Raw genomic sequence first — 17,127 nt, forward strand, 5'->3', positions numbered from 1 at the left:
TGCATAATTACGTCCGGAATCAGTTTGTGCTTAGGCCGGTGTGATATCGGTCATTTTGATGTTTTAGGCTAACATCCTATAAGAACCTCTTTCCGATTTCCGTGACATCTGCTGGAAGAAATTAAAAATAGAAGGGTTTTGACATTATGTTCACGGAAATTCGTGACATTACAGCTTTAAACAAAGAAGAAGTATTAGCATTACGCATTGCTAATAATCAGTTAGATTTTATCGAAAGTACACAGCAATGCTTAGCGGAGGCAGATATAGATCAACGCTTTATTCCTGTTGGATTGTATAAGGAAGATATTGCAGTCGGCTTCGCTATGTATGGTGTATTCCCACATGAGAACAATACACAGCGTGTTTGGTTAGATCGCTACTTCATCGACGAGCGCTATCAGCACCAAGGTTTGGGAAAATACTTTTTGCAGCAGCTTATCAATTATTTAGTAGCTAAATACAGCTGTCAAAATATATATTTAAGCGTTTATGACAACAATATAGTAGCGATTCAGCTATATAAAAAATTTGGGTTCGTCTTTAACGGTGAGCTAGATGAAAAAGGCGAAAAGGTAATGGTAAAGGAGGTACATACTCATGACTACCATTAATCCAATTGAAACAAGACCTCTTAAGCCCTTGTTTTTATCATATTTATTCCCGGCTATGATTGGTATGTTGCTGATGTCAGTCAATATTTTAGTGGATGGTATTTTCGTTAGTCACGGGGTTGGACCAGCCGCTTTAGCAGGAGTAAATATCGCCGTACCAATATTCTCGATTTTACTATCCATTTCCCTTTGGATTGGTATGGGTGGAGCTACACTTTTTTCAATTTCTCTCGGTGAGGGCAATAAAAAACGAGCGCATCAGCTCTTTACATTAGCATTTACAACAATGATTGGTGTCGCCATGACACTGATTCTAATCCTTTTATTAAATTTAAAAGAAATCTCCTATATCTTTGGGGCAAGTAATGCTACTTTTCCTTATGTTCAAGAGTACCTACATGTTATTTTGATTTTCGGTGTATTCTATACAATTGAAAACTTACTAAGCATATTTATTCGAAATGATGGCAATCCAAAACTTGCGATGATGGGCTTAATCACTACATCTGTGTTAAATATTATTTTAAACTACATCTTTATTTTCGTGCTCAATTACGGCGTAACTGGCTGTGCTCTAGCTACAGCACTCTCCACGATAATCGGTATGTCGGTGCTATGCCTACACTTCTTCCGAAAGCAATCCGAATTAAAATTTGTCCGTACATTTTTCAGCCTATCAGATTTAAAGAAAATATTTGCTATTGGGCTACCAAGCTTTATCGTTGAAGCCTCCGTAGCTGTAATGGTCGTTTTATACAATGTGACATTTTTACACTATTTGGGTTCAGATGGAGTTACTGCCTACGCGATGGTTAACTATATTCATACTGTACTGTTAACAGTGTTCCTTGGTATCGGTATGGCCCTACAGCCACTAGTAAGTTATCATCACGGTGCGAGATTAATAGAGCGATTAACAGCGTTATTGAAAATCGGGATTGCCTCTGCATTTATTATGGGTTTAATTACTGTCATCATTGCTACGTTATTCCCTTCTCAGCTAATAGCATTGTTCGGTGATAGTACGTTTGAAATTCGCAATATGGCAACACAAGGCTTTGTACACTTTGCAATTGGGTATGTATTCCTTGGAGTGAACATGGTATTTGCGGAATTCTTCCAATCAATTGAAAGAATACGTCTTGCAACAATCATTATGTTACTTCGCAGTATTATATTATTTATCCCTGCTCTCGTATTATTGCCTAAATTCCTTGGCCCACAAGCGATTTGGTGGACATTCCCCGTCGCAGAAGGCATTACCGCATTGCTAATTTTTATATTTATGAAGAAAAAAACACAAACAAATTTCTCAGAAGGAAGTTTCTTAAATTAAGGCACTATAAATGAAATTTACCCCCTTTCAATATAATAATTGTAAGGGGGTAAACTGTTTAATTTTCATTACTATTATTCATTTAAATATTTGATGACAGCCATCTCTTTACCAAAGCGATTACCACGATCTTCAAATCCTAAACTTCTGTATAAATTATGTGCACCTTTATTTTCTGGGTGATAACCTACTATAATTTTTCGTGCATTTGGCAATTTTGCTATTTCTGAAATCATTAGCTTAGTAGCTGCTTTTCCTATACCCTTACTTTGAAAATGCTTATCTATCATAATTCGATAAATCCAATAGCCATCAAGCTCTTCTTTTACAGAATTAAACATTAAGAAACCTACTACTTTCTTTTCAAAATAAATAGCGTATGGTCTTAATGTTGGCTCAAACTTTGATTGTGCTATTGAAATAGCGTTTGGTTCAATATAATTTCTTTGTTCTTTAGAAATCTCTAATAGACAACACTCATGCCAATTCTCTGCATTAACTTCTACAATCTTCACAGAATCTTTACTCATATCATTTTTCCCCTTCCGAATTCAGGGAAACGCTTATCATTTGTTAATTAGGCGTTATCCCCCAGTATTTAAAGATAAAAAAAGTTTTGTTTGTCATAATGACCGCCTCCTTTAACAATGATTTATTTTAATAGTATATCGCACCTTCCATTTATTATAAAATTTTTATTACATTTCCTTTTTCCTAGAATAAAAGAAATACCTATTGAAACGGATATGATGGCCATAAATAAAACTTAGTTGTCCCTCCATACACTGAAAGCAAAATACCGCCAAACCATAGACTACCAAATTCCCAAAATCAACTAAGAAAAAAACAAAAAGGAATCATAACACACTAGATTCCTTTTTGAACGAAAACTTTATTCAATTTTTTTATCCTCTTGTATTTCCATTGCCTGTTGCAGTTCATCTTCTGAGGACGTAACTCCTAGAATATCGAGAAGGAACATGAATAATGGAATACCAATAATTAATCCCCATACACCGAGAAAATGCTCTGAGAAGAGAATGACGATGAATGTATAGAAAATTGGAAGATTTGTCTTGGCAGACATCAGCTTTGGATTTAAGAAGTATGCCTCCATAGCATGTAGTACCATAACGATCATCAAGATATAGACAATATACATAGGACCACCGATACTGTATGCAATTATACTTAGAGGAATCAAGGACATGATGACCCCTGCAACTGGCACCAATCCCAGTATAAAGAGCATAATCCCTAGCGCAATTAAATGCGGGAAGCCCATAATGTATAATGCAATAACAGATAAACCACAGTTAACAGCGGCAATAATGAACTGCGCCTCAATAACTTTACCGAAAGAACGAATAAATATCTTTGAGAAATAATGTAGTTCATCGTAGAGATGGCTCATTTTACTATCTTTAAATTTTGCTGTAAATTCTATAATACGTTTCTTCTCAAGTAAAATAAACAAGCTCAAAATTAGTGCGATGAAAATATGCAAAATGATTTTACCAATATTCGTAATATTTTTCAGAGTGAGGTCTACACCCTGCTCTAAATATTTACCCAGTTCAATCTTATCAAAGGTTGGAGCTAAATACCTCGCAATCTCGTTATCATTTGGATTGAGACTAAAGCTAGCAATAAGATCAAAGAGCTGTGTAATTTGTTGGGTCACGATAGGTAAATACTTGTAGATAATTGCAACAATACCTGCAACAAGTAAAAGATAGAGGGTAACTGTCACAGCCTTCTCGCCCATCCGTACGTACTTTTTAATCTCTTTTGTTGTCTTCGTGGTAAGTTGATTCATCAAGTAAGTAATAATGAACGTGAGAAGAATAAGATTGATCATACTTCGCATCATGTATAGTGCAATAGCGATCCCAGCTAGGATTAAAAAACGTTTAAATCCATTGCTTCGAAAGAAATTACTCATGTATTCACTCCTTCTACAAAACGGCTTTGTTGCCTTTACTGCCTGGGTTTCGCTATCAAATGAACAAAAACAATTAATAAATTGATGTAAAACATTACGTATCATTCTTATGTAAACGCCTCCCTCATTGGATTATTATTCCCATCAATACTTAGAATAAGACTTAGATGCTTGCGCTTTATAAGTCTCATAAGAAATTAATGAATCCTAGGAGCGAAAAGAATAGTATGCCTTATCAAATTAATAACAATATTTTTGAAAGCTGTATCAGCGTTATAAGCCTTATTTCTATTAGTCTATTATAACCCTTTGAACGCCATCATAGCCAATGTAAGTTCTTTTATGATAGTACTAAAATTGGATTTATTATCTTTAATCTTAGTATGATATTCTTATAAAAATTTTAAACTAAAATTATATAGACAGGATTGATTATATGAAAGTTGCAAGAAACCCGAAGGACATTCATCAACCAGTTGCTCCTTATGTACACCAAATAGAAGTAACAGGACCACAGAGATGGTTAACACTATCTGGACAAATAGGAATGGAAGAAGACGGGACTATACCTGAAGAGCCATTAGCTCAAATGAAATTGGCATTAGAGAATATCAGGAAGAATCTTGAAAGTGCGAATATGGATATTCAAGATTTAACGAAGATAACCCTTTATTTGGTTGGGGAAATTAATGTAGATCAAAGAAAGCAAATAATAAACGACTTTCTTGGTGATCACCTTCCATGTATGACATTAATGTATGTAGTTGCGCTTGCAGCTCCTTCCCTAAAGGTTGAGATTGATGCCTGGGCTTGTAAGGAAATGTAAACTTATACTATGTTGAAATTAACAAGAGTGTGCGTCCAGATCTGATTTAATTTAGTTATAAAAACACCCCTTCAACTCTGAAGGGGTGTTAAATAACTATAGATTTTCATTTTTAGAGCTTATTTTAGCATGCTTGTGTCCATAGCCTATATAAATAACTAAACCTATCGCTAACCAAATCAAAAAACGCACTATAGTAAATGGCGGTAGACTAAAAATTAATACAATACATCCTCCAATACCTACAGTTGCTACAAGCCATAGCGCAGGTACTTTGAAGACACGTGGTTGATCTGGTCGTGTATAGCGAAGAACAACAACACTAACTGTTGTTAAAGCAAAAGCAGTTAAACCGCCGATGTTAGCAAATTCCGCTAATTCTCCGATCGATAAAAATCCTGATAAGAGAATGCCTGTTACAACAACAATTAAAGTTGATAATACAGGTACTCCTGTTTTTTTATTTGTTTGTGCAATACGTTCTGGTAGAAGTCCATCTCGGCTCATTGCAAACAGCACGCGTGTCGCACTTGTTGTATTTGCAATCATCGTAGCAAGCAATCCAAAAATAACTGATACTGCAATGATCGCACCTCCCCATTGAATCCCAACAGATTCTAGTGCATATACAGTAGGATTTGGAACATCCAACTCAGGGGATGGTACAATACCTGTTAATACTAGGGCAACAATTGCATAAATAAGCGTTAGTATACTTAGACCACCAATTAAAGCTTTTGGTATTGTTTTTTGGGGATTTTTTACTTCCTCAAGAACTGTTGTTACACCATCAAATCCAGTAAAGGCAAAGAACACTAATGCCGCTCCCGCCATTACACCTGACCAGCCAAACGGTGTAAATGGTGTCCAGTTTATAGGGTTAACGTGAAAAGCCCCTATAGCAAGGAATAAGATAATCGCGCCAACCTTAGCAGCTGTAAATAACATATTTGATCGACCCACATTTTTAATTCCACTCATCGAAATCCAAGCTACAATAAGCCAACCAGCCACAGCAGGTAGATTCACAACCCCACCATGAGCAATATCCTTTGTTAATACTTCTGGCAAGTGAATTCCCACAGAGTGTAAAAACGAATTGACGTAGCCACTCCAGCCAACTGCGACTGTACTAGAAATAACGATAAATTCCAATAATAAATCCCAACCGATTATCCAAGCAATAATTTCACCTAACGCAATATAAGAATAGGTGTAAGCGCTCCCGGCGACAGGTGCCATCGCTGCGAATTCGACATAGGCTAATCCAACTGCAATTGTTACAAGACCCCCAATTAAAAAAGAAACCACGACACCAGGACCTGCATGTAGAGCAGCTGTAGTTCCTGGCAGTACAAAAATCCCAGCTCCTATTGTAGCCCCTAGTACATATAGCAATAATTGCAACGACCCTAGTTCACGCTTTAGTTTAAAACGTTCGACTTCAGTTATTTTATTGGCTTGTTCGATTGACTTCTTTCGTAAAAAATTCGCCATAATAACCACTCCATTTCCAACGAAAAAGGTAATAACTTTCATTTTTATGCATTTTTATCAATAATCAGTATATTAGCTATATTTTCGAATCGAGTCAACAATTAGATTAATATAGCAATTTATATTTTACTAGCAACCGAGTTAATCGACGCATTCTTTTATAATCAATTATGCCTCGGCATAATTGCGTCCGGAATCGGCTTACTTTTTTCACCATAATTTCTATATGTTAGATGCTGTAAATATGTAAATCGAATGAAAAAACATGGGCATAAAAAAATTCTCCCTAGAAAAGGAGAATTGGGGTTATTGTAATTACTCAATTGCGAAGAGTTTTCCTATCTTAGTTTCAGTTCATTCACTTAAGCAATGTAAGCGTTGATGCTATCGCGTTGTCAATAAATGAACGCTGTGGCCGAGATTTCATCATAACTGTTAGCCCAATTAGTGCTACAATCAGTGCCTGTGCTAAAGATTTGGCGTCTGTGTTTTCTTCCAGCTCACCTGATTGAATTCCTCGTTCAATAGTCTCCTGAAAAATAACAGTTAGATACATTTGATGTTCTCTTGTGATAATTTCAAACCTCTCATCATGAGGTGCAAGTTCAACCATTGTATTGATACAAAAACATCCTCTACTAATATTTTCTTGATACTCCTCGGCTATTAGTTCTGCAAAGAAAGTAGAAAATGCCTCTATTACTGATGGATAGTTTTGAAGTCTAGATCTTACATGAGAGGCATGGAACGTAGTGTATCTACGAAGTGCGACTTCGAACAATTCCTTTTTGTCCCCAAAGGTCGAATAAATACTAGGGCGTTGAATACCCATTCTAGAAGTAAGATCACTTAATGATGTTGCTTCATATCCTTTCTCCCAAAATAACTGCATCGCTGCATCTAATGCTTGTTCTTCATCAAATTCACGAGTTCTTGCCATTAAGGAATCCACCTTTACACATAAGTTTATTTATTACATAAAGCGTAGTTATCTCAACACGCATATTTTATATGGTTTCGGCTTACTACTATTAGTACCACTCGGAGATTTACTGAACCAACTCCGTTTGATTATCGGTCAGATGCTATTATCCTCTGTAGCTCTGATAATAGTTGGTACTGCATTCTCTAGCACTGTACTTTTCATAGGAATGGCTTTAGTAGGATGGCTAGCTGTTGTTACACAAACTATAGTGGCGTTTGCTGCAAATATAGCCGCGCCTACAGAACGAGGACGTGTCGTTGGCATTGTAACAAGTGGAATAGTTATTGGTATACTTCTAGCACGAACCATTGCAGGTATATTAACAGACCTAGCGGGGTGGCGCTCCGTTTATCTAGTCTCTGCTACACTCATGCTTATTATGGCTTGTATATTTTTAAAGATATTGCCCAATGTTGAGCGTGAGGTAAAATCACTTTCCTACCCTCAATTGCTTAAATCGGTGCTTGCTTTGTTTATTGAAGAACGAACATTACGAATCCGCTCAATTTTAGCTATGCTGATTTTTATTGATTTCAGTATTTTGTGGACTTCACTTGTCCTGCCACTTAGTGCACCGCCATTAGCTTTATCGCACAGTGCAATTGGGGCTTTTGGTCTTGTAGGAGTAGCCGGAGCTTTAGCTGCAGCACGAGCGAGAAAGCTGGCCGATCAAGGTTTCGGACAAAGAACGACAGGCATTGTTTTAGCACTCTTGTTGATTTCATGGTTATTCATCAGCTTTACAGAGCAGTCACTATTAGCATTAATTATAGGTATTGTCCTACTTGATTTAGCCGTTCAGGCTGTACATGTCACTAATCAAACCATGATCCTTCCCTTGCGGACAGAAGCACAGAGTAGGCTTACAGCTGGGTATATGGTGTTCTATTCTATTGGTAGTGCTAGTGGATCAATTGCTTCGACTCAAATGTATGCACACTATGACTGGGAAGAGATTAAAGATTACCTTTATAATGAAAAGGTAATCTTAAGGTTAAGTTATTTTAGAAATTAGGAGAGAGGGCAAAATGGATTCCTATGAAGTATCGACATTAAAGAAGGGCCTTTTGATTTTGGATGTATTACGTCAAAAGCATTCTCTTACTTTAACTGAAATTATGGAAGAATTATCGATGAATAAGACATCTGTTTTTCGCATGCTTTATACGCTAGAAAAAATGAATTACGTTCTTAAATATAATAAGTATTATCAATTAAATCCGCATATTTTTAGAGATGAGCACTTATATTGGCACAAAGATATCCAATGGACGTCTCTCGTGGCGCCATATCAATTAGCCCGCCAAGAAGAAATAACTACTTATATTGGTATTTTGGAAGACTGTGAGATGGTGATAAAAAATGTGATTAGGGAGCCTTTTGAACAGCCTGCTTATGAAGCAATCGATACTCGGACACCTATGCATTCAAGCGCGCTCGGAAAAGTAGTATTAGCTCATCTATCACCTAAAAAACAACGTGAACTATTAAATAGTATTGAACTTAATACTTTTACAACAAAAACCTTCTATGATTATGGTCTATTGATTCCTCATTTACAGGTCATTAAAGCTCAAGGATATGCTGTTGATAATGAAGAAACGAATGAAGGTAAATGTTGTATTGCCGTTCCGATTTATGTGAATGAAGAAGTCATCGGGGCAATTGCTTTGCACGGTTCGACGAATCAAATTAAGAAAACTGCCATTCGATCATTTGTAAAAAAATTAGAAGAGGCCAGTCAGCAATTGACGGAAGAAATCAATTACTTGTTAGCATAATGGGAAATTTCAATCAGTCTTCTAATTGCAATTAAAACGCTTTTGTTTCTATATACGAAACTATAACGATGTATGTTGGTAAAATATTTTTTTTACTCTATTCTGATTACAGAAAAACGAGGAGGTAGGAATATGAAATTTCATACATTAAAAAAAGCACATATTAAGATTTCCAAAATTGGTCTTGGGACGAATGCTGTAGGTGGCCATAACTTATATGAAAACTTAAATGAACAAGACGGGAAGGAGCTAGTCTCCGCTGCCCTTGACTTAGGAATTAATTTTTTTGATACAGCAGATATCTATGGTAAAGGGCGTTCAGAAGAACTTGTTGGCGAAGTATTAAATAAATATCCCAGAGAAGATTTTGTTTTAGCGACAAAGGGAGGTAGACATTGGTTTGAGGATGGTTCAGTAAAAACAAATAATCACCCGCAATATTTACGAAGCGCACTTGAAAATAGCTTAAATCGACTACAGATGGATTATGTAGACCTATACTATTTACACTTCCCAGACAACGAGACCCCACTTGCAGAGGCGATTGGTGAATTATCACGCTTAAAAGAAGAAGGGAAAATCCGAGCAATAGGCATTTCAAACGTAACATTAGATCAACTTATAGAAGCTAATGTGCACAATGATATTTCAGTGTTACAATCTCCGTACAATATGTTAAACCGTTCAGCAGAACAAGAATTATTACCCTACTGTGTAAAAAATGATATTTCATTTGTTCCATACGGTCCACTTGCATATGGCCTACTTGGTGGAAAGTATACAAAAGACTTTAAGCTAGGTACTGGAGACTGGCGAATTTCGGATTCTTTATTCCAAGGTGAATTATTTGAACATACATTAATAAAAGTAGATGGATTAAAAGGAATTGCAGAGGAAAAGCAAACGACATTACCAAACCTAGCGCTTGCTTGGTTATTAGCTCAAGATGGCATTGATGCAGTTATCCCAGGCGGAAAACACAAAAACCAAGTGGCTACCAATGTGAAAGCAACCGATATCCTATTAACTAAAGAAGATTTAGTGAATATTGAAAGAATTTTAGAATAAAGTAAAAATGCGAAAATGCTGTTATATCAGCATTTTCGCATTTTTTATTGAGGACGTTCTAGCGCAAATATATCTCCAATTTTTGCGTAATTTGAGCCAGCTAGTCTGCTAACCGCTTTTAATTTCCTTGGGTCAATACGACCTTCATTATAAATGGTTTCATCTATATGAAATTGTACGACTTCACCAATAAACAAATCACCTGTTTGATCTTCACCATTCATTAAAGGAATTGTCTGTACTAAACGGCACTCCATTCGAACCTTTGCCTCTTGAATACCTGGTACAGATATCAGTTGGCTATCAGTTAATGTAAATTGTGCTCTATCAATTTCACTTTCAGTTACAGGTAAGGAAGCGGCTGTTTCATTCACCTGCTTAACATTATCCTCATCTACAATATGCACAACAAATTGTTGCTGATGATGAATATGTCGAGCGGTATCTTTTAAGCGCCCCTGTGGTCTTTGAATGGCTAGAGAAATCATCGGTGGATTTGACGACACGATATTAAAATAACTAAAGGGTGCGCCGTTGATGACTCCTTGCTCTGACTTCGTCGTAACAAAGGCAATTGGTCTCGGAATAATACTGCCAATTAATAATTTATAGTTTTCACGCTCAGTATTTTTCGTAGGATCAATCGAAATCAAACGACTCATCCTCCTTAATCAAGCACACGCACTTCAATCGGAATTAATGTTCTTTCTAATTGTTCACGATGCTGTTCGTATTGAGATGGTAACATTAATTGGCTACCCATTGTCTCAGGTGTTTCATCATGAGCGAATCCAGGTGGATCTGTCGCAATTTCAAATAAAATCTCACCAGGTTCACGGAAATAAATCGCATTAAAATAATTACGATCTTTCACTTCGGTTACATGTTGTCCATGATTCATGACATACTCTTGCCATTCTAGGTGATCCGCATTATCTTGGGCTCTCCAGGCAATATGATGAACTGTTCCAACGCCCATTTGACCTCGCATACCAGGAACAACTCTTAAATCTACTGTATTGCCAATATCTGCGCTGGATTTGTAACGAGTATACTCGCCTTCCGTCGCAACTTTTTCAAGACCCATAACTTCAGTTAAGACTTTTGCTGTTTCTTCAGGATGACTTGAATACAGTGTTGCACCGCCAAATCCTTTAATCGCAACCTCAGGAGTTACTTCACCAAATGTCCATTCATTCAATTCGCCTTCTGCACGTGCAACTAATTCAATATGAAGTCCGTGTGGATCATCAAATTGTATTACTTGTTCACCAAAGCGTTCAGCTTTTTGGAATGGAATAGCGAGTTTCGCAAGACGATTAATCCAAAAAGGTAGTGCTCCCTCTGGTACAACATAAGTAGTTACACCAACTTGGCCATCACCAATGCGACCTTGATAAGCATCTGCCCATGGGAAGAATGTAATAATAGTCCCTGGTTTACCACCTTTGTTACCAAAGTAAAGATGATATGTGCTTGGGTCATCGAAGTTTACTGTTTGTTTAACTAAACGCAAGCCTAATACACCTGCATAAAAATCAATATTTTCTTGTGGATGCCCTACAATGGCTGTGATATGGTGAATACCCGCAGTATGTTTTTTCATGTTAACAAGCCCCTTCATGACTAAATGTTTTTTTCACCTATACTTTACCCAATACCGTTCTAGCTCAATCTTTGAACAGGGTTAACGAATTGTATATAAAGCTTTTGACCAAGGAATTAATTGGTCTAACATTTGGTTAACAGAATCTGATTGCACTGCTTTTGGTTTAAAATCAGTACCATTTTCAAAGTCTGTGAATAGTGACAATGCTGGATGTACACGTACATCTGCAATTAAAAGTTCGCCCATAATACCACGTAAATGCTCAGCTGCACGTGCACCACCTACAGAACCATAAGATACAATACCCGCAGCTTTGTTATTCCATTCTTCACGTAAATAATCTAGTGCATTTTTTAGAGCACCTGTAATAGAGTGATTGTATTCTTGTACGATAAATACAAATCCATCTTGTTTTGCAACAATTTCTGACCAAGCTTGAGCGCCTGAAGCGTCTTGTCCTGGTTCACCTAGTAAAGGTAATTTGTAATCTGCGATATCAATAATTGTATAGTTTGCATCTCCTCGTTGATCTGCGATTTCTTTTACCCATTGTGCTACTTGTGGACTTACACGACCTTCACGTGTTGATCCGATAATAATCCCGATATTTAATTCTGCCATTGTTTTTTCCTCCTCTTTTTTTGAAGCAAATAATTTATTTAAAAAACCCATTATGATTACCTCCTTATGATGTAAAAAAACTTTCTACATGGATTAAAAGGTTCGAATTCGTTTATCTTGAATTTAGTTATCTTGAATTCGAGATAATAATAACACGATGATTTAATTTACGTCAACATGTTTGTTATTGTTTTTAAAAAAAGCAGAGATGTTATAGTATCAACATCTCTGCTTCAGCTTGTAGATAAAAAAATAACTATAAAATAATGCATATCAATAAACAAAGGTTGATTTTCACTCCGAGTTGGCGCTTTCCGTGGGCTTGGCTTCAATCTCCTCGTCACTACGTTCCTGCGGGGCTTTCAGCGCAAGCTAATCCCGCAGGAGTCGCCACTCTCCGTGAAAAATCAACAGCTCCTCATCATTATTATGGGTAGACAGGCTAAAACAAAAGAGTATTAAGCTATGATTAAAACGCCAAAGAAATCCAGTCTAAATTATAATGGAATATACTTGATTATTATTCACCCAAGACAAACCTCACCATAACGAGATGGTTCCGACGCTCCTAACAAAATGAATGTCAGGGTCTCACGATTAAATCACCATACAGAGGATAACTACAGTTGAGCAATATTATGATAACAACATTTCTGCCTTTAACTCCTTTTAGCTTTTTCCTAAATTCTCATGAACCTGTAATTTTAGATAGCTATATTGAATATCGTTCGTATCTTGAAAAGCCTCTTCTCTGTTTGAACGAACATCCTGATATTCAGGGTTGTATGTAAATTGTTCTTGTGTAAAATCCTTTCTTTCCCCATCTAGGATATTGTAGAAATGCCAGCCTTCATCAAGCCACGTTTTATAAATTTTGCCTCCAAAAATATCATTTACAACTAATGCAGTGACTCCGCATTGTCCGTTTGCAGGATTATCTATACTCCATTTTGAGCTAGATTGAATGGACCAGGATTTTTTTAAAGCTCTTAATAGATCATTTTCTGTATACATTCCTCAGCACCCTTTTCTACCATAGTTGTCTTTAAAATGGGATGTCATCGATTTTAATAGGCGTTGTTCTACCTAAAATCCAATCTTCTTTGATTGCACCATAAACGACACTATCTGTTACAGTACCATCTGTGTTTTCCCAAGCATTTCTTAAATAGCCCTCTTTTACAAAACCAGCTTTCGCAAAACATTTCCTCATTCCAATATTATCAACTCTCGTATAACCCTCGATACGAATCTTACCTTTTTCTCCAAACAGGTAATCTTGTAACCAAAGGAGTGTTTTGACTCCGTATCCTTTTCCTCTAAAACGTGTATCTAAACGGATGTCGAATAACGGGATCGTATCACTTATGTCATGAATGATAATAATTCCGACCTTTCCTTCATTATCAATTATCCAATGTGTTTCGCGATCGCTGTGATAGTATCCTTCTGTATATGCTTTTCGAATGGAGTCCTCTTTTAAATTTTGGTCGATATGATATTTCCGCTTGTTTTGAGTTAATAATTCCACCAAATCTTCAATTTCATCATCGAATAGTTTATAGTCCATTCATATTACCCTCCAATGCAATCTTTTTAAGTAAACTTCTCAGTAGAACTTAAAATTACTTGTTGCTTACTATCACGCTTCATCAGTGCCCATCGAGAAAAGACCATTCCAAGAAAAGCGAAAAGTACACAGACAATCCCTATTCCAATCCCGTTCAATACTTCTCCTACCATGATTCCGAGAACACCAACCATTTTTCCAATTTGAAAGACAAATCCATTAAAAGCCATATAAGCACCTCGACGAGAATCATCTACAATTTCCGCCAACAAGGATTGCCTTGTAGGTACATACATTAATTCACCGATTGAAAGCACCACAACACCAATAAACAAAAGCGTCAAATTATTTGAGAAAGCAAGAATTGAATAGCCTAATCCGAATAATAAAAATCCGAAATACATAACCTTTTGTACTGATTTTCCTTTAAGCCATTTTGTGAAGACTACTGTAAAAAATACAATTATCAACGTATTCTCCACTGTTAATAGACTTAAAAGCTTTACCCCATCCAGTGCAATATTCATCTCACCCAATAATGTCACAACCCGTGTAGGAAATTCCTCTTCCAATCTTATTGCGATAAAATTGTTACGTTGAAATTCAATTGAAAGAATAGCAATACCTCCGAGCGTAAATAACACAAAAGGCACATCGGTAATAACAGTTTGATAGCTTTGTATAATAGATTTTATGTCATAGGAATTTTCTCTTCCTTTTTCCTCAACTGCTGTGACATTGAAAGTTTCTTGGATCAACGCCTTCGTCATCCACAACGTTACAAGGGAAATAATCAGTAATGAGATTAACAGTTGAAAAAAGTGTGTTTGGAAAAACCAACCGCCAATAATTAATCCGAGCATAATGGATAAATTTACAGCCCAGTAATTGATGGAGTACATTAAAGCCCGGTTTTCTTTTGTGCTGACATCAATCAGCATTGCTTCAGCTGCAGGATTAATAAAGCCAGTAGAAATACTCATTACCAACAGCATTAAAAAAGCTACCCAAGCAGATGTAAAGACTGGTGAATTGGCAACAATCATACCTGCAAATGCTAGGACTTTCATCCATTCCCCAATGACCATCATTTTTTTCCTGCCTACTGAGTCAGCTAAGTAACCCCCATATAAACTTGCGATAAATTGAACAATCAATTGGATTAAAAGAAGAATTCCTGCATAGACAGCATTCAGTTCTTTTGCAAAATAAATAGCCATGAAAGGAAAAACCATTGAACCGACAACTCGGCTCAAAAAAGATGTGTAGATTCTTATTTGAATATTACGATGTAAATTTTTGAACATTACTTCCACCCCCACCTCATTATGCTTTGTTCAAAAGTGGAAAAAAAGGGTATAATCCAATCATAAATGTCCCCTTTTAAGTGGATAAGGAGAGACTGATGATGAAGAATTATTCTTATTTCCAGATGAGGGCTTTTTTATATCCTAGAGAAGAGCAACAGAGTGCTGCATGCAAACTTTATGAAATGGAGAGCTTATGGTTTTGTACACAAAAAAGTGTTAAACGCAGGCTAAAGCAGTTCGGAGAGGAAGGCAAGTTAATCTATACTCCGGGTAAAGGGAGAGGAAATCCATCACAAATTGTATTTTATAAACCCTTTCAGCAAGAAATAGAGGATACCGTAAAGCAGCTAGTTCAACGCGATCAATTGGAGGACGTTATTTTACTATTGCAATTGCCTATTCCGAAAACCTGGATCTCCAATGTATCACAAGAAATTCAAAGTTTATTCGGTATTCAATCCTCCGGACAACCAAGGGATGTGTTACGGACTGCTCGAACTAGAGAATTAACAACACTGGATCCATTACATACCTCTATTACTTTTGAGACCGTTATTATTCATCAACTAGGGGATACACTCGTAACCTATAATCAAGAACAAGACACAGTAATCCCTCACCTAGCACACAACTGGGAAAGTGAAAATGAAGGGAAAACATGGACTTTTTACTTAAGAAAAGGAGTCCGCTTTCATAATCAGCACGTATTAACTAGTGAAGATGTGCGCTATACGTTTGATCGTTTTAAAACAAGCTCTTCACCACATTCTTGGCTTGTGGAGGATATAGACCAAATAGAGTGTCTTTCCCCTTTTACGATTCGTTTTAAGCTATTTAAACCAAATGCACTTTTCCCTAGATTTCTGAGCTTCCACAATCTCGTTATATTGCCTGTCAATGAGCCATTCGACGAAAATAAGTGGATAGGAACAGGTCCTTTTCAAATGAAGAAACGGACGAATAACTTACTCGTCCTCCAAGCGTTCGACAATTACTTTCATACTAGACCCTTATTAGATGAAATTGAAATTTATCGTGTACCAATAGAAACAGCTCACTCAGCTATGTATGAAGTGCAAAATCAAAATGAAACGATTACAACTTACCAACATAAACAAGACATTGAAGTGGGCTTTCGCTTTTTGGCATTCAATTTTAATCGCCATACTATTGTTCATAACACTGCGTTTCGAGAGGCTATTTATCATCTTATGGATGTACAGAAATTGTGGACTGATTTAGGCCGTAGCAATCTTCAAGAAGCTTCTAGCTATTTCTTTTGGAAATTTAAACACCAGAAAAAGGATATTCAACGTGTTCAATCATTACTAGAAGATGCCGGATATCAAGGAGAATTAATAACCGTATATACGTTGGACAAACAAAACTGCGTTGAGGAAGCCGAGTGGTTCAAACAAGAAGCTCGTAAATTTGGTCTTCATTTAGATGTTAAAGCCTACTCGATATCAGATTACTACGATCCTTCACTTGAAGAAGCCGATTTATTAATGATGGGTGAAGTTGCTTCAATGGATCATCACTTATCTTTTTTAGGTGCATTTTTAAATAAAGCACTTATTTTTAATCGTTTTTTATCTAATGCTCACTTAGAAAATTTGAATATCTATTTTGAAAAAATAAAGCAAGCAACAGACTGGCAGACAAGAGAATTTTGGATTGACGAGGCTGAATGTTATATACGACAAGAGAATTTATTTTTATATTTAAATCATCCTATTAAGAGCCGTATCTTCCATCCTATGATTAAGGATATCCAATTTGATTCATTCGGCTATGTAGATTTTCGAAAGCTTTGGATTAAATAGTGAAAGCTCCATTTTGGTTAAATATTAATCAAAATGGAGCTTTTTTTATAAAAATCTTCATGTACTAAAAAAAGCTCCATATCGATTAATTGAGCTGAAGCCTTTATTGAAGATGCTTTCGAAATTCTAGATCCCCTAT

General features: G+C 36.4%; 16 protein-coding genes and 1 pseudogene. 7 read left to right on the forward strand and 10 right to left on the reverse strand.

All coding sequences use genetic code 11. From position 1 onward, the window contains the following. Window positions 1–146: 146 nt before the first annotated feature. Window positions 147–614 (forward strand): GNAT family N-acetyltransferase, encoded by a 468-nt coding sequence (locus ACIQLB_RS10935; RefSeq protein ID WP_400725101.1) that lies wholly within the window; start codon window positions 147–149, stop codon window positions 612–614. After that, the gene (locus ACIQLB_RS10940; protein ID WP_400725104.1) at window positions 601–1,950 is read left to right on the forward strand and encodes an MATE family efflux transporter; all 1,350 of its coding nucleotides are present in this window, start codon (window positions 601–603) and stop codon (window positions 1,948–1,950) included. The genes ACIQLB_RS10935 and ACIQLB_RS10940 overlap by 14 nt, the downstream gene beginning before the upstream one ends. A gap of 74 nt (window positions 1,951–2,024) precedes the next feature. Here ACIQLB_RS10940 and ACIQLB_RS10945 read toward each other — a convergent pair whose 3' ends face one another. Both ACIQLB_RS10945 and ACIQLB_RS10950 read right to left on the reverse strand, forming a co-directional pair. Continuing rightward, window positions 2,025–2,480 carry a GNAT family N-acetyltransferase gene (locus ACIQLB_RS10945; protein WP_400725107.1) on the reverse strand — a complete coding sequence of 152 codons (456 nt, stop codon included), beginning with the start codon at window positions 2,478–2,480 and terminating at the stop codon, window positions 2,025–2,027. 362 nt (window positions 2,481–2,842) lie between these two features. Beyond that, on the reverse strand, window positions 2,843–3,895 hold the full coding sequence (locus tag ACIQLB_RS10950) for an AI-2E family transporter (protein WP_400725110.1): 1,053 nt from the start codon (window positions 3,893–3,895) through the stop codon (window positions 2,843–2,845). 436 nt (window positions 3,896–4,331) lie between these two features. Between ACIQLB_RS10950 and ACIQLB_RS10955 the strand changes: the two genes are divergently transcribed. Next, window positions 4,332–4,721: a RidA family protein gene (locus ACIQLB_RS10955; protein ID WP_400725113.1), complete on the forward strand. Its 390-nt coding sequence runs from the start codon at window positions 4,332–4,334 to the stop codon at window positions 4,719–4,721. Between the two features lie 96 nt (window positions 4,722–4,817). On the opposite strand, the gene ACIQLB_RS10960 is transcribed toward ACIQLB_RS10955, so the two are convergent. Both ACIQLB_RS10960 and ACIQLB_RS10965 read right to left on the reverse strand, forming a co-directional pair. After that, window positions 4,818–6,218: an amino acid permease gene (locus ACIQLB_RS10960; protein ID WP_400725116.1), complete on the reverse strand. Its 1,401-nt coding sequence runs from the start codon at window positions 6,216–6,218 to the stop codon at window positions 4,818–4,820. Between the two features lie 358 nt (window positions 6,219–6,576). Then, window positions 6,577–7,158, reverse strand: coding sequence for a TetR/AcrR family transcriptional regulator (locus tag ACIQLB_RS10965; protein WP_400725119.1), 582 nt, complete (start codon window positions 7,156–7,158; stop codon window positions 6,577–6,579). A gap of 58 nt (window positions 7,159–7,216) precedes the next feature. On the opposite strand from ACIQLB_RS10965, the pseudogene ACIQLB_RS10970 reads away from it, so the two are divergent. From ACIQLB_RS10970 to ACIQLB_RS10980, 3 genes and pseudogenes are all read left to right on the forward strand, one after another. Next, window positions 7,217–8,218, forward strand: a pseudogene (locus ACIQLB_RS10970) (MFS transporter); the annotation flags it as partial. A gap of 13 nt (window positions 8,219–8,231) precedes the next feature. Then, complete coding sequence (locus ACIQLB_RS10975) at window positions 8,232–8,984, forward strand: IclR family transcriptional regulator (RefSeq protein WP_400725122.1); 753 nt, start codon at window positions 8,232–8,234, stop codon at window positions 8,982–8,984. A 132-nt stretch (window positions 8,985–9,116) separates the two neighbouring features. Continuing rightward, complete coding sequence (locus ACIQLB_RS10980) at window positions 9,117–10,052, forward strand: aldo/keto reductase (RefSeq protein ID WP_400725125.1); 936 nt, start codon at window positions 9,117–9,119, stop codon at window positions 10,050–10,052. A gap of 44 nt (window positions 10,053–10,096) precedes the next feature. On the opposite strand, the gene ACIQLB_RS10985 is transcribed toward ACIQLB_RS10980, so the two are convergent. The 6 genes from ACIQLB_RS10985 to ACIQLB_RS11010 form a co-directional block, all read right to left on the reverse strand. Further along, complete coding sequence (locus ACIQLB_RS10985; RefSeq protein ID WP_400725128.1) at window positions 10,097–10,705, reverse strand: flavin reductase family protein; 609 nt, start codon at window positions 10,703–10,705, stop codon at window positions 10,097–10,099. A gap of 14 nt (window positions 10,706–10,719) precedes the next feature. Then, window positions 10,720–11,658 (reverse strand): ring-cleaving dioxygenase, encoded by a 939-nt coding sequence (locus ACIQLB_RS10990; RefSeq protein WP_400725131.1) that lies wholly within the window; start codon window positions 11,656–11,658, stop codon window positions 10,720–10,722. An 81-nt stretch (window positions 11,659–11,739) separates the two neighbouring features. After that, on the reverse strand, window positions 11,740–12,333 hold the full coding sequence (locus tag ACIQLB_RS10995) for an NADPH-dependent FMN reductase (protein ID WP_387084601.1): 594 nt from the start codon (window positions 12,331–12,333) through the stop codon (window positions 11,740–11,742). A gap of 618 nt (window positions 12,334–12,951) precedes the next feature. After that, window positions 12,952–13,296: a YunG family protein gene (locus tag ACIQLB_RS11000; RefSeq protein ID WP_400725134.1), complete on the reverse strand. Its 345-nt coding sequence runs from the start codon at window positions 13,294–13,296 to the stop codon at window positions 12,952–12,954. 31 nt (window positions 13,297–13,327) lie between these two features. After that, on the reverse strand, window positions 13,328–13,852 hold the full coding sequence (locus ACIQLB_RS11005) for a GNAT family N-acetyltransferase (protein WP_400725137.1): 525 nt from the start codon (window positions 13,850–13,852) through the stop codon (window positions 13,328–13,330). A gap of 26 nt (window positions 13,853–13,878) precedes the next feature. Beyond that, window positions 13,879–15,159 carry an MDR family MFS transporter gene (locus ACIQLB_RS11010; protein ID WP_400725140.1) on the reverse strand — a complete coding sequence of 427 codons (1,281 nt, stop codon included), beginning with the start codon at window positions 15,157–15,159 and terminating at the stop codon, window positions 13,879–13,881. Window positions 15,160–15,257: 98 nt separating this feature from the next. Here ACIQLB_RS11010 and ACIQLB_RS11015 point away from each other — a divergent pair, with 98 nt between their 5' ends. Beyond that, the gene (locus ACIQLB_RS11015) at window positions 15,258–16,988 is read left to right on the forward strand and encodes an ABC transporter substrate-binding protein (RefSeq protein WP_400725143.1); all 1,731 of its coding nucleotides are present in this window, start codon (window positions 15,258–15,260) and stop codon (window positions 16,986–16,988) included. Window positions 16,989–17,127 lie beyond the last annotated feature (139 nt).

This window comes from Lysinibacillus sp. NPDC092081, from assembly GCF_044755845.1.
Classification (GTDB): domain Bacteria; phylum Bacillota; class Bacilli; order Bacillales_A; family Planococcaceae; genus Lysinibacillus.